This is a genomic window from Tenacibaculum halocynthiae (genome assembly GCF_964512825.1).
Taxonomy (GTDB): domain Bacteria; phylum Bacteroidota; class Bacteroidia; order Flavobacteriales; family Flavobacteriaceae; genus Polaribacter; species Polaribacter halocynthiae.
The window spans coordinates 73,274-93,741 of record NZ_CAZELG010000044.1; the positions used below are offsets into that span (position 1 = coordinate 73,274).

General features: G+C 26.9%; 19 protein-coding genes and 1 tRNA gene. 12 read left to right on the top strand and 8 right to left on the bottom strand.

Annotated elements, in window-relative coordinates; genetic code table 11:
- Positions 1–18 precede the first annotated feature (18 nt).
- The 4 genes from ACKTTQ_RS17820 (at position 19) to ACKTTQ_RS17835 (ending at position 4,221) form a co-directional block, all read left to right on the top strand.
- Complete coding sequence (locus ACKTTQ_RS17820) at positions 19–1,176, top strand: trans-sulfuration enzyme family protein (RefSeq protein ID WP_299135990.1); 1,158 nt, start codon at positions 19–21, stop codon at positions 1,174–1,176.
- The gene (bshB1, locus tag ACKTTQ_RS17825; RefSeq protein WP_408049976.1) at positions 1,173–1,889 is read left to right on the top strand and encodes a bacillithiol biosynthesis deacetylase BshB1; all 717 of its coding nucleotides are present in this window, start codon (positions 1,173–1,175) and stop codon (positions 1,887–1,889) included. Before ACKTTQ_RS17820 ends, bshB1 begins: the two co-directional genes overlap by 4 nt.
- Before the next feature lie 55 nt (positions 1,890–1,944).
- A tRNA-His gene (locus ACKTTQ_RS17830) sits at positions 1,945–2,020 on the top strand.
- Between the two features lie 623 nt (positions 2,021–2,643).
- On the top strand, positions 2,644–4,221 hold the full coding sequence (locus tag ACKTTQ_RS17835; protein ID WP_408049977.1) for a hypothetical protein: 1,578 nt from the start codon (positions 2,644–2,646) through the stop codon (positions 4,219–4,221).
- 1,636 nt (positions 4,222–5,857) lie between these two features.
- Here ACKTTQ_RS17835 and ACKTTQ_RS17840 read toward each other — a convergent pair.
- From ACKTTQ_RS17840 to ACKTTQ_RS17850, 3 genes are all read right to left on the bottom strand, one after another.
- Positions 5,858–5,992 (bottom strand): hypothetical protein, encoded by a 135-nt coding sequence (locus ACKTTQ_RS17840; RefSeq protein ID WP_255405196.1) that lies wholly within the window; start codon positions 5,990–5,992, stop codon positions 5,858–5,860.
- Positions 5,993–6,452: 460 nt separating this feature from the next.
- A complete protein-coding gene (locus ACKTTQ_RS17845; RefSeq protein ID WP_158530799.1) occupies positions 6,453–6,623 on the bottom strand; it encodes a hypothetical protein in 171 nt (56 codons plus the stop codon).
- 521 nt (positions 6,624–7,144) lie between these two features.
- Entirely contained in the window at positions 7,145–7,303 is a 159-nt protein-coding gene (locus ACKTTQ_RS17850; RefSeq protein WP_176974402.1) for a hypothetical protein, read from the bottom strand.
- A gap of 183 nt (positions 7,304–7,486) precedes the next feature.
- Between ACKTTQ_RS17850 and ACKTTQ_RS17855 the strand changes: the two genes are divergently transcribed.
- The 3 genes from ACKTTQ_RS17855 to ACKTTQ_RS17865 all read left to right on the top strand — a co-directional run bounded on the left by ACKTTQ_RS17855 (position 7,487) and on the right by ACKTTQ_RS17865 (position 9,037).
- The gene (locus ACKTTQ_RS17855) at positions 7,487–8,029 is read left to right on the top strand and encodes an HD domain-containing protein (protein WP_408049978.1); all 543 of its coding nucleotides are present in this window, start codon (positions 7,487–7,489) and stop codon (positions 8,027–8,029) included.
- Positions 8,030–8,106: 77 nt separating this feature from the next.
- A complete protein-coding gene (locus tag ACKTTQ_RS17860; protein WP_408049979.1) occupies positions 8,107–8,730 on the top strand; it encodes a Crp/Fnr family transcriptional regulator in 624 nt (207 codons plus the stop codon).
- A gap of 67 nt (positions 8,731–8,797) precedes the next feature.
- Positions 8,798–9,037 (top strand): hexameric tyrosine-coordinated heme protein, encoded by a 240-nt coding sequence (locus ACKTTQ_RS17865; RefSeq protein WP_299135985.1) that lies wholly within the window; start codon positions 8,798–8,800, stop codon positions 9,035–9,037.
- Positions 9,038–10,047: 1,010 nt separating this feature from the next.
- On the opposite strand, the gene ACKTTQ_RS17870 is transcribed toward ACKTTQ_RS17865, so the two are convergent.
- The 3 genes from ACKTTQ_RS17870 to ACKTTQ_RS17880 form a co-directional block, all read right to left on the bottom strand.
- Positions 10,048–10,188, bottom strand: coding sequence for a hypothetical protein (locus tag ACKTTQ_RS17870; protein ID WP_299135984.1), 141 nt, complete (start codon positions 10,186–10,188; stop codon positions 10,048–10,050).
- A gap of 167 nt (positions 10,189–10,355) precedes the next feature.
- Positions 10,356–10,505 carry a hypothetical protein gene (locus tag ACKTTQ_RS17875; RefSeq protein ID WP_408049980.1) on the bottom strand — a complete coding sequence of 50 codons (150 nt, stop codon included), beginning with the start codon at positions 10,503–10,505 and terminating at the stop codon, positions 10,356–10,358.
- Between the two features lie 200 nt (positions 10,506–10,705).
- On the bottom strand, positions 10,706–10,882 hold the full coding sequence (locus tag ACKTTQ_RS17880; RefSeq protein ID WP_158530802.1) for a hypothetical protein: 177 nt from the start codon (positions 10,880–10,882) through the stop codon (positions 10,706–10,708).
- A gap of 260 nt (positions 10,883–11,142) precedes the next feature.
- On the opposite strand from ACKTTQ_RS17880, the gene ACKTTQ_RS17885 reads away from it, so the two are divergent.
- The 4 genes from ACKTTQ_RS17885 (at position 11,143) to ACKTTQ_RS17900 (ending at position 14,222) form a co-directional block, all read left to right on the top strand.
- Positions 11,143–12,792 carry a DUF4419 domain-containing protein gene (locus tag ACKTTQ_RS17885; RefSeq protein WP_408049981.1) on the top strand — a complete coding sequence of 550 codons (1,650 nt, stop codon included), beginning with the start codon at positions 11,143–11,145 and terminating at the stop codon, positions 12,790–12,792.
- Between the two features lie 24 nt (positions 12,793–12,816).
- Positions 12,817–13,047: a cyclic nucleotide-binding domain-containing protein gene (locus tag ACKTTQ_RS17890; protein ID WP_408049982.1), complete on the top strand. Its 231-nt coding sequence runs from the start codon at positions 12,817–12,819 to the stop codon at positions 13,045–13,047.
- Positions 13,013–13,402, top strand: coding sequence for a Crp/Fnr family transcriptional regulator (locus ACKTTQ_RS17895; RefSeq protein ID WP_408049983.1), 390 nt, complete (start codon positions 13,013–13,015; stop codon positions 13,400–13,402). Before ACKTTQ_RS17890 ends, ACKTTQ_RS17895 begins: the two co-directional genes overlap by 35 nt.
- 139 nt (positions 13,403–13,541) lie before the next feature.
- Positions 13,542–14,222, top strand: coding sequence for a type 1 glutamine amidotransferase domain-containing protein (locus ACKTTQ_RS17900; protein ID WP_408049984.1), 681 nt, complete (start codon positions 13,542–13,544; stop codon positions 14,220–14,222).
- A gap of 655 nt (positions 14,223–14,877) precedes the next feature.
- Here the strand turns inward: ACKTTQ_RS17900 and ACKTTQ_RS17905 are convergent.
- Positions 14,878–15,825: a tRNA dihydrouridine synthase gene (locus ACKTTQ_RS17905; protein WP_408049985.1), complete on the bottom strand. Its 948-nt coding sequence runs from the start codon at positions 15,823–15,825 to the stop codon at positions 14,878–14,880.
- Positions 15,826–15,920: 95 nt separating this feature from the next.
- Here ACKTTQ_RS17905 and pbpC point away from each other — a divergent pair, with 95 nt between their 5' ends.
- Positions 15,921–18,263, top strand: a complete 2,343-nt coding sequence (gene pbpC, locus ACKTTQ_RS17910; RefSeq protein ID WP_408049986.1) for a penicillin-binding protein 1C — start codon at positions 15,921–15,923, stop codon at positions 18,261–18,263.
- Here pbpC and ACKTTQ_RS17915 read toward each other — a convergent pair.
- Positions 18,247–20,466 carry a SulP family inorganic anion transporter gene (locus tag ACKTTQ_RS17915; RefSeq protein ID WP_093870912.1) on the bottom strand — a complete coding sequence of 740 codons (2,220 nt, stop codon included), beginning with the start codon at positions 20,464–20,466 and terminating at the stop codon, positions 18,247–18,249. The two genes, pbpC and ACKTTQ_RS17915, sit on opposite strands and share 17 nt — an antisense overlap.
- Positions 20,467–20,468 lie beyond the last annotated feature (2 nt).

A 20,468-nucleotide genomic window follows, 5' to 3' on the forward strand; every position in this document is an offset into this window, starting at 1 on the left:
GCTACTAAAGTTTTTCAAATGAATAAAAATACTAATTTAGGAATAAATACAATTTGTACACATGTAGGTGAATTAAAGGATGAACAGTTTAAAGGAGCTATTTCACCCTTATATATGTCTACCTCATATCAGTTTGATAGTGTTGATGTAAAGAGGTATCCAAGATATTTTAACACTCCAAATCAAGAAGCCTTATGTAAAAAAATAGCTGCCTTAGAAAAAACTGATGACGCCTTAATTTTTGGATCAGGTATGGCTGCAGTTAGCACTAGTTTATTAGCTTTTTTAAAACAAGGAGATCATGTAGTTTTACAAGAAACATTGTATGGGGGTACTTATAATTTTGTGGTAGAAGAGTTTGATAAGTTTGGAATAGAGTATTCATTTACTAAAAGTTTAGCGATTAAAGATTTTGAAAGAGAAATAAAAAGTAATACTCGTGTAATTTTTATAGAAACCCCTTCTAATCCGCTATTAAAAATTGTAGATATGAATGAAGTTTCTCTTTTAGCAAAGAAACATGGAATTATTACGATGATTGATAATACGTTTGCATCTCCTGTAAATCAAACTCCAATAGATTTTGGGATTGATATTATGATACATTCTGCAACAAAGTATATGGGAGGGCACTCTGATATTTTAGCAGGGGCAGTGGCAGCTTCAGAAGAACATGTGAAAAGAATATGGAATATAGCAAAAAACTTAGGAGGTAGTTTAAGTGATTTTACAGTTTGGATGTTAGAGCGTAGTTTAAAAACTTTAAACTTACGTGTAAAAAGACAAAGTAAGAATGCACTTAAAATGGCAAAGTATTTAGAGAAAAATAAATATATAGATACTGTATATTATCCTGGATTAAAATCACATGAAAACTATAAATTGGCAAAGGCTCAAATGAAATATTTTGGAGGTATGCTGTCTTTTGAATTAATAAAAGAAATAGACACGATGAAATTTCAACGTAATTTACAGTTAATAAAACCGTCTATGAGTTTAGCAGGAGTAGAAAGTACTGTATTAAGCCCAGCACAAACATCTCATGCTTTGCTTTCAAAAGAAGAGAGAGACAGTCAAGGAATAAAAGATGGATTAATTCGTTTTTCTGTGGGAATAGAAGAAACAGAAGATTTAATAGAAGATATAGAACAAGCTTTATATAATACAATAAAATGAAATTAGACATATTAGCATTTGGAGCACACCCAGATGATGTAGAATTAGGTTGCAGTGCAACTATAGCCAAAGAAATTTCTTTAGGTAAAAAAGTAGGAATAGTTGATTTAACTCGTGGAGAATTGGGAACTAGAGGTTCTGCAGAAATAAGAGATCAAGAAGCTGCAAATGCTGCAAAAATTTTAGGAGTATCTGTTAGAGAGAATTTAAAGTTTGCTGATGGTTTTTTTACGAATGATAAAGAACATCAGTTAGAAGTGATTAAAATGATTAGGAAATATCAACCGGAGATTGTTTTATGCAATGCTGTTGATGATAGGCATATTGATCACCCAAAAGGAAGCAAGTTAGTATCTGATGCTTGTTTTTTAAGTGGACTATTAAAAATAGAAACAACTATTGAAGGAGTAAACCAAGAAAAATGGAGACCAAAACAAGTGTATCATTATATACAATGGAAAAATATAGAACCAGATTTTGTAATTGATGTATCTGGTTATATGGATAAGAAAATTGATGCTGTATTGGCATACTCTTCTCAGTTTTATGATCCTAAAAGTGCAGAGCCTGAAACACCAATAACAAGTGAAAATTTCACAGATAGTATTAATTACAGGGCAAGAGACCTAGGAAGGTTAATTGGAGTTGATTTTGCAGAAGGCTTTACATCAGAACGTTACGTTGCTGCTGAAAATTTAAGTAAATTTATTTAAAAAAAAGTTTTGTAGATATCAGAAACAGTCTTATATTTGCACTCGCAATTCAAATGGTGGTTGTAGCTCAGTTGGTTAGAGCATCGGTTTGTGGTACCGAGGGTCGCGGGTTCGAATCCCGTCTTCCACCCAGAAATAGAGTCCCTGTATTTACAGGGACTTTTTTGTTTTTTACAATCCTGCAAGATTTACATTTTAAACAAACGTGCCAGCAAACGTGCCAGCAAACGTACCAAAAAATGTAAGTAAAAAATGAAGAAAATTATTTCACTTTCAAGTGGCTGCTCGGTCACTTATCCAATCATAACTCCTAAAAATTGGAAAACTGGTGTTAAAGAATAAGAATACAAAGCATTATCCATTATTTTAGAGATAGATCGTTTGTTTGATAGAATCAATGAAACTTGGAAGATTATTGATTATTACTTAGAACATAAGGTAATACCAAAAATCAAAGAAACTGATTACAGTAAACTATCACCTATTGAACTATTAAACAAACAAAAAAATGATTAAGGTCTTCTATAACAAGACAAAATCAACGAAAAGAAAAACTTCAAAATGATTTTCCTAAAGTTATTCAAAATAGCAACATTCTTAATCTAGAACGAAATATTACAAAATGTGAGCAAAAGTTGATGCAATTGAATACTAATATTTTTCAAGCATCATTATTAATTGATTAATTTTATTTTAATATAATTGTTTAGAGCTTTATTTTTTTTAACATTTTATTAATTTTAAATTTGTATTAATGGAAAAAGAAATAATTGAAGCAAAGGAATTTGTTAAAATACTAAAAGGTGATTACCTTAATTCGGAACACGTTTACTCAAAGTTTTATAATTCTGTTTATTATGATGAAACTAATGATGACATTAGTTTTATTGAATTGAGTGATTTAAAAATAAAGGGAGTTATTGATATTGAAAATATTATTTTTAATTATCACATAACGTTTTACGATTTAGAGATTGATAAATTAATAGTTAATGGAGTTGAGTTTTATAATAACTTTATAATCAACGATAGTACTTTTAACAAAATAATAATAAGTAGGTCTTCTTTTAAATCATTGGTTTTTAATGAATGTGATATTGATACCTTGAGTTTCATTGATAATAGAAAAAGCGAGTTAATTGAATTCATGAGTTCAAAGTTAAATTTAGCTTCTTTTTATGGAGGCTATTTTAATAAAATATCAATTTTTGATTCTATAATTAAAAATAAATTAATTTTAGATAATTCAAAAAGAGAGCTCTTTTCATTTATAGGTATTTTAGACATATACAAAAGTCAAACAACACATATACTAATCCAAGATATATATTTAAATTCTTTAACTACAAATCAATTAACAATAGATGACTCGATGTTAATTAACTCTGTGTATCTTTTTTCTTTAGAATTTGATAATTTAAAAAACAATGGAAATATTCATATATCAGGGATTACCTTTTTAAAACACTCGAAATTTGTAGAAAATATAAGTATTAAAGAGTATTTTAAAAGAAAACAATTTTCTGAAGAGGATATAAAGTCAATTTTAAAATATCATAAAAAAAGGTATAGAGAGTCTTTATCACTTGAAGATTTTATGTATTTATTACCTAGAATTGAAAATAAATTATTGAAACTTAGTCGTTATATTGATTTTGAAGATTTTTTTATTGAAAAATTAAGTGAATTATCTTTTTTGTCAATTATTGATTGTGATTTTGGAAATACAAGATTTTCAAATTTAAATTTAGAAGAAATTAATAGAATTTCAATTTCTTCTAAATTATCCTCAATATCTACTTATAACACTATATTTCCACCTAATAAATTTGATGGTAAGAATATTGAACTATATGAAGTTTTCAATGACTTATATTCAGTAGCAAAAAATAAAAATAATAAAAGAGAAGAGGTATTATATTATAGAAAAGCACAGGATAGTTTACTTAAATCATTTAATCCAAAAACTGAACTCGTTAAAAATTTTAATGATATAACAAGCCTTGCTATATCAAATTTATATAGTGCTTATGGGACCTCTTGGTTAAGGTCATTTTTTATAGTTACACCTATAATTGCTTTTATATTTTTTTTGGTTATGTTATTAACGTCGAACTATGATTTAGCTTTTTCAACAGATGGATTTAGTGATAACATAGCTAATTTTTTTAAATTTTTAAATCCAACACACAGATTGAATTTTATGGATACAGAGTTTTATAATTATTCTAATAATACTTGGTTTATAATATTTGATTTACTTGGACGAATATTTGTTGGTATTGGTATATTTGAAACAATTAAGTCATTTAGAAAATATTCTAGAAAGTAAACTAGTCCTAATTTATCTAGTTTGACAACTATCATTTTTATACTATTAAAAATGATATGTCAAATAAATTACCTAGAATAAATGTTGAGATACTTTTTTTTGATAAAGTATGGGCTTATTATAAAAGCGCTGGTAAAATATAACTAACTCCTAAATAAGAGGAGAAAAAAGAACGTTAGTTACTATTATTTACACTTCGCACTAAATTCCATTCACGTTTACAGGCAATAAAAGCTTATATCGAGATACTAAAAGATGGTGTGTTAAATGGAAATGTTTGGAGATATTGGTATAGTAGCCAATGGTTAAGTGGTGTTGAGTATGAGCAAAGGTTCTAATCAATTAGTTACAAAATTTACATAAATCGTTGCACATACAGGTCATAAAGATCAAGGGATAGTATCATTGGGAGCTAATAATGATTTTTAGCAAAAAAGAAAAGAAGTAACCATAAAGAATACTTCTTTTCTAATAACTAACCAAACGAATTTCAAAAATGAAATTCAAAACTACACTATAAAAATAGTATAAGATTAGTGTTGTTAATTAGTGTTTTAGATGAAGCGAAAATAAGTTACGGTAAGTGGTAAGGTTTTGTCTATGTGTTTATAAAATAGATAGTTATTTTTTGTGCAATTTACCTTAGTAAATGAGTAATAGATGAGAAATTGTATTGTACGAGTAAACTGTGTTATTAGAAATATATGAAGAAATGAATAAAAATATATATTGAATAAAAACAAGTAGAACGAAAAAGAAAAGAAGTAGTCCCCCCGGATAACTTCTTTTTCTTGTCCGTTCTATGTTAAAAATATATAGCTAAAAATATTCTTTTAGCCGAATCAAAATAACGGACAATATATTAAAATATGAATACTTAAAATCCCTGAATTCTAACTAATGGAAAACCATTAGTAAATTACGCAAAAAGTTAATAGATAAAAGAAAAGAAGTAGTCCCCCACGGAATACTTCTTTTACTTAACCAAACTATTACTAAAAATGAAAAATTAAATTTTTAAACTATACAGTAAATATACTTTATGATAAAAATAAATTAATTGAATATTTGATGAAGTAAGTATAAGTATCGATAAAAGGAATGTTTTTAAAGTTAAAATGAAAAAAGGACTAATTAAGTGCTTTTACAAAGTTCTAGTTAATTGTTAAACATTTTATAAAGGGAGAGGATTTTTTATCTACCATTTTTTTGAGATATGACTACGGAAATTAACATATGGTAAAACAATTTTTTAATAGTAATTAACTAGGTTTATGATGTAGTTTACATTGTTTATAGTGAAATATTTTTTATAGTTTGTTATTGTAGTGATGTATTGGTAAACAATGTTTCTAATAATATTGAATGAGCTATAATATTATAAAAAAGAAAGCTAGTTTAAAATAAACTAGCTTACCGTTCTTTATTAAGGATCCCCTTATAAATCCTGAATAATATGAAGTAAAATTAAGTAAAAAGCTAATAATAAAGAATAAGGGATTGCCCTTGAAATTTTACTAGGGTAAACCATTAAGTTGTCAGGGAAAACCATTAGTGGAGTATTTAATGGTAAAATAAAATTGAAACAAAAGAAGATAAAAAAAGCGAACACTAAGTTCGCTTTAATAAAATATGGTTATTCACATTGACGTAAATTACATCCTAAAGCTCCTTTTCTAGCACAAGGAGGGCAGTATATAACTCCACCGTTAATTGTTTTTTGTTCTGCCTTATTTAAAGCTGTTCCTAAAGTTGAAATGTTTTTTAGCATTATAAAATAATTTAAATTAATTTTTTAAAGTTAATTTCTTTAAAATCAAATGTGAATATTTAAACTATAAACATAGTAAGGATAAACCTTACTTTTCGGGCTAAATACTATCAAGAGAGCAATTAATCATTATGGGGAATTTATTTAAAAAAAGTATTAATAAAAAATACCCACCATTATAGTGGGCATTATAAGGGGATGTTAAAATAAAAATAGATATTATTTATCATCCCATTACAAAAATGTAATACCTAAATATACAAAATTAAATTTAAATAAGAGAAAAAGTAGTATAAAAAAATGCTGGCCTATTCAAAATGTTAGACCAGCATAAGTTAAAACCGTCCCCACGGATCTAAAAAAACTTTTTTATAATATACAAAATTAAATTTAAATAATTGAGTTAGATAATCAATTTATCTAGTGGTTTTAAATAATAACTAGGAGTTTTAGAAACATCCTAAACCTTATTAGATATTAGCTTTTTTTCTTTTATATAACCCCAAATTAAACTAGCACCACAAATAAAACCAATAATACTAGTACTTGTTTCGTTGCCTGAAATAACATGATAACCGCAAAAGATTAAACCTAAAATACCGATAAATAGTAAAAAATAATTAGCTTTCATATAACTTATGTTTTAATAATAAGTAGCTAGAAATAATTTTTTGTTACAAAAAAAATAATATGAGTAAAATTTATAGTGAATATTTTGTTGTAAAATAATATTTAAATAAAAAAATAAGCTTCCGAAGAAGCTTATTTGTGTTAATCTCATAAAACTTCTTTACCCCTAAATTTATTTTATGAAGTTGTATAACAGTTTAAAATAAGTTAACCCTAAAAAAAATCTAAAAAAATAAGTAATCACTTTCAGAATGCTTTGTTTTAGATCTAATCAATTTATTTCAAAAATAACTTAAGATTGAAGTAAGTATACAGTTTAGTTTTTATTTAGTAGTAAAGTATATAAATTTAAAAAAGCTCCCGAGGGAGCTTTGCTTTATTAACTACATAAAATTAGATTTATATTCTTAAAACCTTTTATGAATAAGTAGAACAATTAAAGTTTAATATACCCTAATAATAACTGTACGAGTATTTGAAATGTACAGTTATAAAAAAGTGAACCGAAAGTTTACTTACATTTTATAAACAAACAGAGTCCATAGGTAAAGCACATAATATTCCCCATTCTCCACCACATCTTAAACATTCCTCTTTTGTAGTTGGCCAAAAACCACCGTTAATTGTTTTTTGATCTGATTTTTTTAAGATAGAACCTAATTTTGATACATTTTTAAACATAATTAAATAATTTAAAGTTAATTTCTTAAAAATAGTTTCTTAAAATTAAAAGAATAAAAATGAACCTTACAATAAGTAATGCTAAACCTTACTTTTTTCTCTACAAGAAAATTTATTTATTAATAAAGTAAATAGTAACTTTAGATAAATTTTAAGAAACTTAAATTAAGTTATAAAGCGTATATGACACAAGAATTATATCAAAATGCAATCAAATTTGCTGGAGAAAAACACTGTAATCAAAAAGTACCTGGAACTAATTCTAATTATCTTTTACATCTTTCAAATGTAGCGATGGAAATATTAGTTGCTTATAATTTTAAAAGTAATTTTGATATTAATTATGCAATTCAAGTAGCTTTGCTTCATGATACGATTGAGGATACAGATACTAAATTTGAAGAATTAAAGGATAAATTTGGAGAGTCAATAGCAAATGCTGTTCAAGCATTGAGTAAAAATGAAGATATAGCTTTAAAAGAAGATAGAATGCTTGATAGTTTAAAGCGTATAAATAAGCAGGAAAAAGAAGTTGGAATGGTTAAGATTGCTGATAGAATAACAAATTTACAAAAACCACCAATACACTGGAGTAAAGAAAAAATAATTAAATATTGTGAAGAAGCCAAATTGATATCAATTACACTTAATAATAAAAATGATTATTTAAATAAAAGGTTAGAAAGTAAGGTAAAGGAATATGAAAGTTTATTTAATAGTTTTTAATGTTTAAAAAATATATACTTTCTTGTAAGTATGTAAACCAATGTTGTATTAGTAAATAATTAAAAATAACACCTATAATGAAAACTTCTTTTTTAGCTAAATGTTTTCCTGTACTTGAAAAAGAACTTTTGAATGAAGTTGAAGAACATTCAATTTTAAAAAGTTTTAAAGCAGGTGATTTTGTTATTAAGCAAGGAAGGTTAATACGTTTTTTGCCTATAGTTTTAAGTGGTAATATTAAAGTGTTTAGTAATGAAGATTCTATACAGTTTCTTTTATATTATATTTCATCAGGAGAAACTTGTATTTATAGTTTTGCTCATATATCAAGTAAAGAACTAGCAGGGTTTTCAGCTATTGCAGAACTAGATAGTGAATTATTATTACTTCCAATTGATAAGGTTAATAAGTGGTTAAAAAAATATCCATCCTTTGGTAATCTAGTACTGTCTGATTATAAGAGACATTATAAAGATTTATTAAATACAACAAAACAAGTACTATGTTATAATTTAGAGGAAAGGTTATTAAATTATTTAAAAAATAAAGTACAAATTAAAGCATCGAATGTTTTAAGTGTTTCCCATCAAGAAGTTGCTGATGATTTAGGTACTTCAAGAGAGGTAATTACAAGGTTATTGAAAAAATTAAGTATTGCTAATAAAGTACTTCAAGAGGGAAGAAAAATAAAAGTTTTGTAAAGTGACAGAAGTCACTGTTTTTGGATATTATGAATTATAGCTTTGTTTTATATTTAAAAATAAAATAATGTTAGATAAAACACAATTAATACCAGAAAACACGTTAATCACCAATTCACCTGAAGAAGGAAGAGCTTTAGCTGTAAAAATAGCAAGGTTAACTATTAAAATAACTCAACCTAATGCTGAGATAAGAGATCAATTACGTCCAGTATATGCAAATGATGCAGCAATGTTAATAGCTATCGGTCAAACTGTAGCGTTAGAATTTTCTACTATATCTAAAGCAAATAATTATTGGAGATAATAAAAAATATTAGATTGATATTATATAATAAAAAGCAGCACTTATTGAGTGCTGTTTTTTGTAAAAATAAGTTTAATATAAAAGAAGAAGTACCCCTTCAAAAATACTTCTTCTTTCCAACTAATTTAAACTAACTAAAAATGAAATTACTTAAAACTTCATCATAAAGATACTTTAAAACAAAAGTTTAAATTAAAAAAAATAGTTGAATAGAACTTAACTGTAGATGAATGGTATTTAATAAAAAAGCTGGCCTATTAAATAATATAATAGACCAACAAACCTTAAGCCCGTCCCCACGGGTCTTAAAAACTATCGTTAAAGATAAAAACGTGTTTATCTTCTTTTTATTTGTAAGACTCTAAAAAAATAAAAAAGTCACATAAAGAACTCTATAGTAAGCTAAATAAATCAGAGTAAATTAAGAGTAGAGTTATTGTTATTAAAAGGTAGGATAACATGTTACTTTAAAAAAGAAAGGAGCTTATAAAGCTCCCTTCTAAACAATAATTAAAACCCTTCTAAAAATTTAACGATTATTGTTTTTAAAGAGTGCAAATATTGTATAAATCAAGAAATTTTAAAATAGGTAAAAACCCTGAATTTTTACTAAGGGTAAACCATTAGAAAATTCAGTGTTTTAGAGAGGTTTAGAAGGTTTTTTGATATTGTAAATAATAACTTAAAAATGTAAATATTAATAAAAATATTATTTTTTTATTATAAAGCTAATGAGTAAGATAAAAAACATAGAAATCACTAATTATTTAATAGAAATAATTGTAATTTAGTAGTGTCTTGTAAAACAAAAAAACTCCTCTGAATATTTCTTTTCTGGTAACTATTTTTTTCTAAAAATTAAAAACTAACTTTTAAATTATATAACAATTATAACTTAATTCAGTATAAAGCAATTTATGTATTAGATGAAGTACGTCTATGTTTATTTAAAAAATATTTTAGTGTAAGTAAAAAAGCAGGTTTTATCCTGCTTTTTTTAATATTATTAATTACCTACAAGACCACGAACGTGTAGATGGATCATATTTTGCTTTTAATGGATAAGGACAAAGTGGTGCTTTTCCTCCGTTAATTGATGTTTGTTCTGTTTTGTTTAAAGTAGTACCTAATTTTGAAATGTTTTTTAACATAGTATTAAATTTTATATTATTTAATAAGCAAGTTAAAATTGATTTTTGAAAAATAATCTGAAATATTTCCGAGTTCTATAAAATAACTTCTAGAGGTAACAAAAAAGCAAAATAACTTTAAAATAACTAGCTAAAACTGTTTCATAACTTCACTAAAGAAGATAAGCTTATATAAATTTATATTCTTCAGGACTATTTGACATTTTGTTATAGCAATAACGATCAATAGTTATTTCGAATTTAAGTTTAGGAAATTTAACATCATATTTATTTCCGTACGATTTGATAAGCTTTACTAATGTTGGTTTTGATTTCATAATTATAGATTTTATTCTTTTAAAATACTTTATAAAATCAATAAAATAATCAAAAATTAGATAATTACATGGAGAAGTTAAGGTGAGTTGTAAGTAGCTTTAGATATATAGATTGGTTATATATTCTTTTAAGAAAAGAAAGATAGTTAAAGTAAACTACATGAGAACTTTTTAACCCCAGTAGTTTACTTTTATTTACATTATAATAAAATACAACCACCCCAAGAATAACATCTACAAGGTTCTCTTAATACATATCCATTAGGTAATGTTCTACAACAAGTTGAATTTCCACATTGAGTCCAATTACCACCATTAATAGATTTTTGTTCACTTTTGTTTAAAGTTGTTCCAAGATTTGAAATTTTTTTTAACATGATGTTTGTTTTAAGTTGTTTAAAATTAATATTTTAAGATGTTTTTTTTGAAATAGTAACCTTACTAAAAGTAAGGAATAACCTTACTTTTAGTAAGGTTACTTAGATTATGATAGCGCCCTAGTTTAAATAATAAGAAAGTTAGTGAACCTTTCGTTTTAGAAAATAAAAAAGGAATTAAAAAAAGGAGTATAAATAATCGTATTCGAGTATTTAATTTAAATTTACATTATAATTGCTTTAAAATGATATTAAACACTATGAACTTTTTTTGTAAAACATTTATGCTTATAAGTTTTACATGTTTATTTTTCGCCTGTAGTTTTGAGAAAAGAAAAAAAAACACAGAGATAACTTCAGATACTCTTAAACTTCAGAAAGTTGATGATTTTTTTTTAAATGAAAACAAATCTGTAAATGGAATAAAGTTTAAAGTAGACAATGTATTAAAGAATGACACCCTTCTTGAAACATTTCCAGCTAAAAAAGTTTTAGCAAATTTTATAAGAAAACAAATTACTTATTACCCAGAAAGTAATGATACTCTTTTAAAGTTGGTTCCAATAAGTGGTAATGGGCTTATTAACACTATAAATATATGTTATGGACAGCATAGACCGTTAGTATTATCTCCAGATGTTATATGGATGACTATAGCTCAAGGGGTTTCAACACATATAAATAAAGAATTTAAACAATTAGATGTTAAATTATTTAAGAAAAATAAACCTAAGGTTATAAAAGTTAGAAACGACTCTTTAGAGTATGGAGTAAAACATTGGAAAAGTTTAATAACTAGCTTAACAAATTCTACAAAAAAATACACAAAAGAAGATATGTTTTCTTTTTTAGCTCCCAAATTTTCTACCACAACAGAAAATATTCATATAGCTTATCAAGCTAATATTTTATATGGATATAAAAAGGCTTTTACATACGTAGGTGAAGGAGGTTGCGGCATTCCTTATATAACCCTAACGGGAACTAAATCTGATTGGATAAAAATAAAAGAAAGTTTATCAAACTTAGATGATTTAGAATTAGGTTTTTGGCGTAAAGAACTAGAACTTATTCTAGATGAGTTTATAGCAATCTATACTAATACTATAAACGAAAAATTTTGGAGAAATATTTATAAAGAATATTTAGATTATGGTGAGTTCTCTATTTCTGGATGGATCATTAAACTTTATCCTTATATAGAAGTTTTAGGAACAGGTGTTTACGATAAGGAATTAGGAATGATGAAGGTTGAACATAAGTTTTTAAAAAATGAATACGTAGTTGGTGATAAATACTTATACTCAAAATTAAATATTGATGTTTTTCCAAATTATAAAAGTGAAGCGAATATTATTTGGGAAAATCACCTAAAAAATGAAAGAACTAAACTATTTCTTTATTCTGGAATTATGGGAGCAAAGCAATATGTAGATGGTTCATTAATGCCATGGGTTACTTGGGCTATTTCTAAAGAAAATGAAAAAGAACCTGCCTTATTAAGGTCACAAAGTAATGAAGTCATTCATAGAGACCCTAAATGGATACCACATATATATGAGAATGATTCTACAGTTATTCAAAAAGCAATATATCCTATAAAAAAAGATTTTCAGTTTGAAGAGGGACTCACTCATTTTAGGAAACAAGTATCAAAAATAGTTTATCCTAATTATAGTCAGAAAGGTGACACATTAACTTTTTATATATTATCAAATGGAAAACCAATTATTATAACGGATAATAAAAAATTAGAGTTAAAAGTACAAACTTGGTTAAATGAAAAAGGTGTTAAGTGGAACCCGGCAAAGGTGAAGCTATCTGAGGCAGTTATGTTTAAAGAAGAAGTAGACTCAACTAAATTAGTTAGCGTAAATAGTAAAATTAAAATAGTAATAGAGAAAAATTGAAAATTTTCCAATAGTATATTAAAAATGAATTCAAAAACATCCATATTACTATCTATTTTTAAAGGTATAAATTTTTCTGTTGATGAAATAAGCACTGTTGAACGTAAATTTGAAAAAATCATTATAAAAAAGGGAGACAGACTTTTAAATTCTGGAAAAACAGTAGGTAATCAATATTATATTTATAGCGGTTGTTTAAGAGCTTATTTTATAGGTAAAGATGGTAAAAGAGCATACTATACAATTCGCTATTGAAGACTGGTGGATAAGTGATTATACAGCTTTTTTTACAACTTCAAAAGCAATTATGACTATTGATTGCATCCAGGATGCAGTTGTATATAAGATATCTAAAGAGTCAATGGAAAGTTTATATACAGTTATACCAAAATTAGAAACTTTTTTTAGAAGGAAAATGGAAGGAGCTTTTTCTAGTTTTCAAAAAAGAATACTTGGTGCTTTATCTCAAACGGCAAAAGAAAGATATATTACTTTTATTGAGGCATATCCTAATATAGAAATAAGTGTAAAAAATTACCACATAGCGTCTTATCTTGGGATAACAACTGAAAGTTTAAGTAGAATTAGAAAAGAAATTGCTGAAAAATAGTTTTCTTACCATACATCAATTATTTTAAGTCTTAAGTATTATAGTTTTGTTTAAGTATCAACTTGAGTATATATAAATATTCTCCTGCGATACAATGATCATTAAATAAAATAATTTACTCAGACAAAAAGTAGAAAAAATGAAAAAAGTATTATTTGTATTAACTAGTCATGATGAACTTGGGACTACTGGTGAAAAAACTGGATTTTGGATAGAAGAGTTTGCAGCTCCCTATTATTTTTTTAAAGATAATAATGTTGAGGTTATTTTGGCATCACCTAAAGGAGGGCAACCACCAATAGATCCAAAAAGTGAATTGCCAGATTTTCAAACTGCATCCACAATTAGGTTTTATAAAGATGAAGAAACAAAAGAGATTGTATCAAAAACAATAAAATTAAACACAGTTGATCAAGCAGATTATGATGCTGTATTTTATCCAGGAGGGCATGGTCCTTTATGGGATTTAGTAGAAGACAAAGATTCAATTTTACTTATTGAATCATTCATAAAAAACAATAAACCGGTAAGTGCAGTTTGTCATGCACCAGCTATTTTTAAACATACAAAAAATGAAGAGAGAACTCCGTTAGTAAAAGGGAAAAAAGTTACTGGATTTTCTAATACAGAGGAAGAAGCTGTACAGTTAACAAACGTGGTTCCGTTTTTAGTAGAAAATATGCTAAAAGAAAATGGAGCAATATTTTCTAAAGGTGATGATTGGGCACCTTATGTTTTAGAAGATGAATTATTAATTACTGGTCAAAATCCAGCATCTTCTGAATTAGTGGCTGAAATTTTATTAAAAAAACTGAAATAAAACTACATAAAACATGATAAGAGCGATTTGAATTTTTATTCAGGTCGCTTTTTTATTAGTATGCTTTTTATAAATAAAAAAGAAAAGAAGTAACCCTTCAAAATTACTCCTTCTCTCAAACTAATTTAAACTTACTAAAAATGAAATTATTTAAAACTTCTACATAAAAGTAATTTAAAGAAAGAGTTTTGTTGAATTAAATTAGTTGAATAGAATGTATCTATAGATAAACGGTATTTGAGATTTTATAGTAAACAACTAAAATAAGTTTTATAAAAAAAAGAAAGAAGTATTCTTGCGAAGACTTCTTTCCTAACTAACCAAACATTTTCCAAAAAATGAAAAATCAAATTTTAAACTACACTGTAAATATAATTTAAGAACTAAGTAAGTTGTCTGATTATTAGTTGAATAGGTGTTGTGTTTCGATAAGTAGTATTAAAACACCATTGAATTGAAAAAAATAGAAAAAAAAACTTTAAGTTAGGATATCAAAAAATAAAGGAACTCATACTATGAGTTCCTTTTTATTTAAGTGATAGTAAATTAACCCTTCAAAAATTAAAATCTATCCTTTCAATTCTAGTATGCTTAGTCGTTAGTTAATAGCAATCATTACAAATAAAAAAAATATTTTTTAAGCTATAAACTTTTTTTATTTTTCATTATTAAATATTTCTTTAACAGCTACTTGATATTTTTTTTGATTCCCTGCTTTTTTTATTTTCTTGTAAGTTTTTCTTGGGTCAGAAAAAGATTTAGAAAAGTATTCCCAAAAACCGAGCATTTTCATTTTAATAGGAGTAGGACCAGACAATGCCTCGTCGTATTGTTGATAAATTTCATTATGAAAAGCTTCAAAACGTTGCCATCTATCAGTAGGATACTCTGTAGTGTTATCTTTTATCATTTGTGGTAAAAATGGATCAGCAATTAAACCTCGTCCAATCATAAAATGAGTAATGCTAGGAAAACGTTCTGTCATTAACTTGAATCCTTCTACAGAAGTAATATCGCCATTATAGTATAATTGATGTTTTGAAGTATCAATACATTTTTGAAAAGCATCTAAATCAACTCCACCTTTATATAATTGCTTTCCTATTCGTGCATGAATGGCTACATTTTTAAGAGGATATTTATCTAAAATAGGAAATGTGTGTAGAATTTCTTCGCTATTTTCATATCCCATTCGCATTTTCATAGAAACTAAAATATCAGTTTCATTATGTGCTTTAGATAAAACTTCATCAATTCTTGCGGGGTTACAAATTAAACCAGATCCCATACCAGATTTTGTGACCATTGGATAAGGGCAACCCAAATTCCAATTTAATTCTTTGTAACCAAGACTTTGTACGTATTTAGCTACAAATAAAAATTCATCAGGATTATTTGTTATTACCTGTGGTATAACCGTTAAAGTTGTGTTATTTTCAGGTTGTAAATCACGTTGATAACTTGATTTTATTTTAAATTTCCCATTTAAACGAATATAAGGGGCATAAAAAGTATCAATACCACCAAAATATTTGTTTTGTGCATTTCTAAAACGGAAATCTGTAAAACCTTGTAAAGGTGATGAAAGTAAGGTAAAACTCATAGTAAATTCAAAGCTGCAAATATAGCAGACTTATCTGTGATATTTTAACTATAAACTTTATACTTTTGATATGTATAAATTGTAAAAGAAAAGTGGTGTTAGTTTTTTTAAAAAAACATAAAATAAAAATAATTAGTAGTGCTATTTTATTAGTTCTATATTATTTCTGTTTACCCGAAAAACTATTTGAAGATCCTACTTCAACAGTTGTTATTGCAAAAAATAAAGAATTGCTAGGTGCACTTATAGCTGATGATGGACAATGGAGGTTTCCAGAGTTAGATTCTATTCCTAAAAAATTTGAACAATGTATTTTACAATTTGAGGATGCTCATTTTTATAAACACTTTGGTTTCAATCCAGTTTCTCTTGCAAAGGCATTAAAAGAGAATATTAAAGCTAAAAGAGTTGTTAGAGGAGGAAGTACTATTACTCAACAAGTAATTCGTTTGTCGCGTAAAAATAAAAGACGATCTTATATTGAAAAATTAAAGGAATTAATTTATGCAACTCGTTTAGAGTTTAGAATTTCAAAAAAAGAAATATTAAAGTTATATGCGTCACATGCACCTTTTGGAGGAAATGTTGTAGGCTTAGAAATGGCTTCTTGGCGTTATTTTGGGCTACAACCTAACCAACTGTCTTGGGCTGAAAGTGCTACTTTAGCAGTGTTGCCTAATGCACCATCATTGATATATCCAGGTAAAAATCAATTAAAATTAAAAAAGAAACGAAACAGGCTATTAAATAAACTTTACAAAAAAAAAATAATTGATAAAACTACTTATGAATTAGCTTTAGAAGAAGAGTTACCTCAAAAACCTTTTCCTCTTCCTTCTATTGCTCCTCATTTTGTTCAAGAAGTAGGAAAGGAACTCAAAGGAAAACATATAAAAAGTACCATAGATTTTCATTTACAAAAACGTGTAAATTATTTAGTAAAACAACATTACGAACGACAAAAGCAGAATGAAGTTTTTAATATTGCTGTACTAGTATTAGACGTTGAAACTAGAAAAGTATTGAGCTACATAGGGAATTCTCCAACTAATAAAAAACATCAAAAAGATGTAAATAATGTGATTTCTCCAAGAAGTACAGGTAGTACTTTAAAGCCTTTTTTATATGCGCAAATGCTTCAATTAGGAAATTTACTTCCTACTCAATTAATACCTGATGTTCCAACAGAAATTGCAGGCTATACACCAAAAAACTTTGACCTGACTTTTGATGGTGCAGTTCCAGCCAACGAAGCATTAACTCGTTCGCTGAATATTCCTGCCATACGTATGTTACAGTCGTATGGATTGGAAAAATTCAGAGAAGATTTAAAAGAGTATCAGATAAAGCATATTAATAAATCAGCCGATTATTATGGATTATCTTTAATTTTAGGTGGAGCAGAGGCTAGTTTATGGGATTTGTGTAAAACCTTTGCAAGTTATTCAGGTATTGTTAATCATTATGAAAAATTGGGACATAAATATTATGAAAATGAATTTATAGAGCCTATTTTTATAGAGTTGAATGAGGTTAATTTTGGAGCTATAACTGAGAAATACAATAAAATAGATGCAGGCACCGCTTTTTTAACACTAAATACCTTAACTGAAGTAAATAGACCATTTACAGATCAAGCATGGAAATATTTTGATTCTTCTCAAAAAATAGGATGGAAAACTGGTACTAGTTTTGGTAATAAAGATGCATGGGCTATAGGAACTAATTCTAAGTATGTTGTAGGTGTTTGGGTAGGTAATTCTGATGGGGAAGGAAGGCCAGATTTAACAGGTGTAGGTAGTGCTGCTCCATTAATGTTTGATGTTTTTGATGTTTTACCAAAGTCAAATTGGTTTTTAGCCCCTTATGAAAACTTGGTTGAAGAAAGTATTTGTGAAAAAAGTGGTTATTTAGCATTACCAATATGTAATTCAATTATTAAAAGAGTCCAAAAAAATGGAGTACGAGCTAAATCATGCCCATATCATAAGCAAATAAGTATTGATCAAACTGAAAAATTTAGAGTAAATTCAAATTGCGAATCTGTTACTAATATAAAAAATAAAACATGGTTCATATTGCCTCCATTAATGGCACATTATTACCAGCAAAAAAATGCTAATTATAGAGTATTACCAAGTTATAGAAGTGATTGTGTTATTTTAGATTCCAATACAATGGACTTTGTTTTTCCAACAAAACAATATTCAAAAATCTCATTAACAAAATCTGAGGATACTAAAACAAACCCACTAATACTTAAATTAACTCACGCAAATGCAGAAGCTAAAGTTTATTGGTATTTAAATAATGTGTTCATAGGAGAAACAAAAGAATACCACGAGCAAGCTATAAACCCTAAAGAAAAAGGAGTCTATAAAATTACTGTAATAGACGATTTAGGAAATGAAAGAAAGAGAACTATAGAACTGCTATAGGCTCTTCCTTATGAATAACATCTTTTAAACGAATTCCAAAATTAGCTAGTTGTTTAATTTCTTTAACACCAGCTAAACGTTCTTTACCGATAATTAGTAGTCCATTTTTACTACCTTCAATATGATAATAATTATTACTTTCAAAAAATAAAATTAATTCATCAGTGAAAAAACTTCTTATGTCAAATTGGTTTTTTCCAGATAAATAAAAACGCCTAGAAAAATCAGGGTGGTCTTCAATATCAATATCTTTAAAGCCTGCAAAATGATAGATGTATTCGAAAATTCCTTCCCTATCTAAAGTAAACTCAGGAACTTTTTCATCTATACTAATATAAAACATTGTTGCCTTAATAATTTGCTTAGCGATTAATTCTCCTTCAGAAAATTCAACATCAAATAAAGCACAATTTTCATTTGATAAAATGTTAGATACTTTATTAATTTGGCGTGTTTTAAAATATCCAAATTCTGGGATTTCAGTAACTTCTTTTGGAGTGGTTTTATAACTCCAACCTAACTCTTTACTAATTTTAGAAACTGATTTTTGGCGTTTTGTTAAAACAGTTTTTTTCGATTTATCAATTAAATTTGTTGGTATGTTTTTACGTAAAGCAAATGGATGTTCACTTCCAGTTTTGTAACCATCTAAACCAATAATTTCAAAGTATCCGCCTTTTCGTTTAAAAGTCTCAATGTAGTTGTTCATATTTTCCATAATTGAATGGTCAACAAAATCACATAAAGAGAAATCTACAATAGCATCTTCATGTTCAGGTATTTGGTTTAGCTTAGATTTTAAACGAGTATAATTTAAAAAGCTTGAGAAATTTTCAACTGAAACGTAATATTTACCATCTTCAGTAAACATTAAAACATTTGGCTTTAATAAGTTTCTAATGAAAAACATGAAACTTTTATTAATAATTACATGAATAATAAAGGTAGAAAATATACCAACAAGGATTCCTGTAATTAAATTGGTAGTAATAGTGGTAAATAATGTAATTAAGAATATAATTAATTGCTCTTTTCCTATTTTAAATACTTTTTTAATATTTTCAGGTGAGGCTAATTTGTAACCTGTATAAACTAAAATAGCTGCAAGAGCAGGTAATGGTATTTTACGTAACTCTGAAGCAAATAGTAAAATAAAAGCAACTAGAAAAGATGCATGAAAAAAGTTAGCAGAACGATTACTCCCTTTGTTGTTAACATTTACTGAGCTACGAGCAATAACTGTAACCACATTTAAACCACCTAGAAAACCACTGATTACAGTAGCTAATCCTAAAGCTCTAATATCTTTATTTACATTTGAACGTCTTTTTAAAGGGTCTAGTTTATCAACTGCTTTTATACTTAATAAACTTTCAATACTAGCAATTAAAGTAATTGCAATAACAGCATTAATAAATTCAAAATCGTATACTTTTCCAAAATCAGGGAAAGCAAAGCTAGAAAGTACATTATCAGGTAAGTTTATTAATAAACTTTTATCTATTGGATATGTTGAAGGTGACACCATATCAAAGTAATAATACATACCAACACTTAAAACAACAATCCACATAGGAGCAGGGATTAATTGAAAGTATTTATTACGTATTTTACTATAAAATATCATTATAAGTAAACTTATAACACCAACCATTCCAGCATAAAAAACACTTTGACTATCTGTTTTTGTAAAATTAACAATGCCTTCAGGTACTTGAAGTAACAAGTCAATAATACTACCCTTAGCATCCAGGTTACCAAACATAACATGTATTTGTTTGGCGAATATTCCTATACCAATTGCAGCTAACATTCCTTGGATGGCGGACGAAGGAAAAAAGTCTCCTAAAGAACCAAGTCTAAGGAAACCAAGGATAATCATGATAACTCCAGAAACTACAATAGCAGCTAATGTATATAAGAATCCTTGCTGCATATCACCAGCACCTAATGTTGTAATAGCAGCTAAAATAACAACAACTAAACCATTACCAGGACCAGTTATAGTAACATTAGATCCACCTAAAATAGCAACTACAGATCCACCAACTATTGCGGCTATAATTCCTGACATTGGTGGAGCACCAGAAGCTAAAGCTAATCCAAACCCCAAAGGAAGGGCTATTAATGAAACAACAAAACCTGCAAATATATTTTGAGGTAACTCTCCTAAAAATGTTTTAATATTATTCTTTCTTCCCATCT

What these genes read in the sequence shown, in the direction of transcription:
- ACKTTQ_RS17850 (WP_176974402.1), bottom strand. Translation starts at nt 7,303, where the DNA reads ATGTTTAAAAATGTATCAAAATTAGGTTCTATCTTAAAAAAATCAGAT.
- ACKTTQ_RS17875 (WP_408049980.1), bottom strand. Translation starts at nt 10,505, where the DNA reads ATGAAATCAAAACCAACATTAGTAAAGCTTATCAAATCGTACGGAAAT.
- ACKTTQ_RS17880 (WP_158530802.1), bottom strand. Translation starts at nt 10,882, where the DNA reads ATGTTAAAAAAAATTTCAAATCTTGGAACAACTTTAAACAAAAGTGAA.
- ACKTTQ_RS17900 (WP_408049984.1), top strand. Translation starts at nt 13,542, where the DNA reads ATGAAAAAAGTATTATTTGTATTAACTAGTCATGATGAACTTGGGACT.
- ACKTTQ_RS17860 (WP_408049979.1), top strand. Translation starts at nt 8,107, where the DNA reads ATGAAAACTTCTTTTTTAGCTAAATGTTTTCCTGTACTTGAAAAAGAA.
- ACKTTQ_RS17855 (WP_408049978.1), top strand. Translation starts at nt 7,487, where the DNA reads ATGACACAAGAATTATATCAAAATGCAATCAAATTTGCTGGAGAAAAA.
- ACKTTQ_RS17895 (WP_408049983.1), top strand. Translation starts at nt 13,013, where the DNA reads ATGGTAAAAGAGCATACTATACAATTCGCTATTGAAGACTGGTGGATA.
- ACKTTQ_RS17890 (WP_408049982.1), top strand. Translation starts at nt 12,817, where the DNA reads ATGAATTCAAAAACATCCATATTACTATCTATTTTTAAAGGTATAAAT.
- ACKTTQ_RS17835 (WP_408049977.1), top strand. Translation starts at nt 2,644, where the DNA reads ATGGAAAAAGAAATAATTGAAGCAAAGGAATTTGTTAAAATACTAAAA.
- ACKTTQ_RS17870 (WP_299135984.1), bottom strand. Translation starts at nt 10,188, where the DNA reads ATGTTAAAAAACATTTCAAAATTAGGTACTACTTTAAACAAAACAGAA.
- ACKTTQ_RS17905 (WP_408049985.1), bottom strand. Translation starts at nt 15,825, where the DNA reads ATGAGTTTTACCTTACTTTCATCACCTTTACAAGGTTTTACAGATTTC.
- ACKTTQ_RS17840 (WP_255405196.1), bottom strand. Translation starts at nt 5,992, where the DNA reads ATGCTAAAAAACATTTCAACTTTAGGAACAGCTTTAAATAAGGCAGAA.
- ACKTTQ_RS17865 (WP_299135985.1), top strand. Translation starts at nt 8,798, where the DNA reads ATGTTAGATAAAACACAATTAATACCAGAAAACACGTTAATCACCAAT.
- ACKTTQ_RS17915 (WP_093870912.1), bottom strand. Translation starts at nt 20,466, where the DNA reads ATGGGAAGAAAGAATAATATTAAAACATTTTTAGGAGAGTTACCTCAA.
- ACKTTQ_RS17820 (WP_299135990.1), top strand. Translation starts at nt 19, where the DNA reads ATGAATAAAAATACTAATTTAGGAATAAATACAATTTGTACACATGTA.
- ACKTTQ_RS17885 (WP_408049981.1), top strand. Translation starts at nt 11,143, where the DNA reads ATGAACTTTTTTTGTAAAACATTTATGCTTATAAGTTTTACATGTTTA.
- bshB1 (WP_408049976.1), top strand. Translation starts at nt 1,173, where the DNA reads ATGAAATTAGACATATTAGCATTTGGAGCACACCCAGATGATGTAGAA.
- ACKTTQ_RS17845 (WP_158530799.1), bottom strand. Translation starts at nt 6,623, where the DNA reads ATGAAAGCTAATTATTTTTTACTATTTATCGGTATTTTAGGTTTAATC.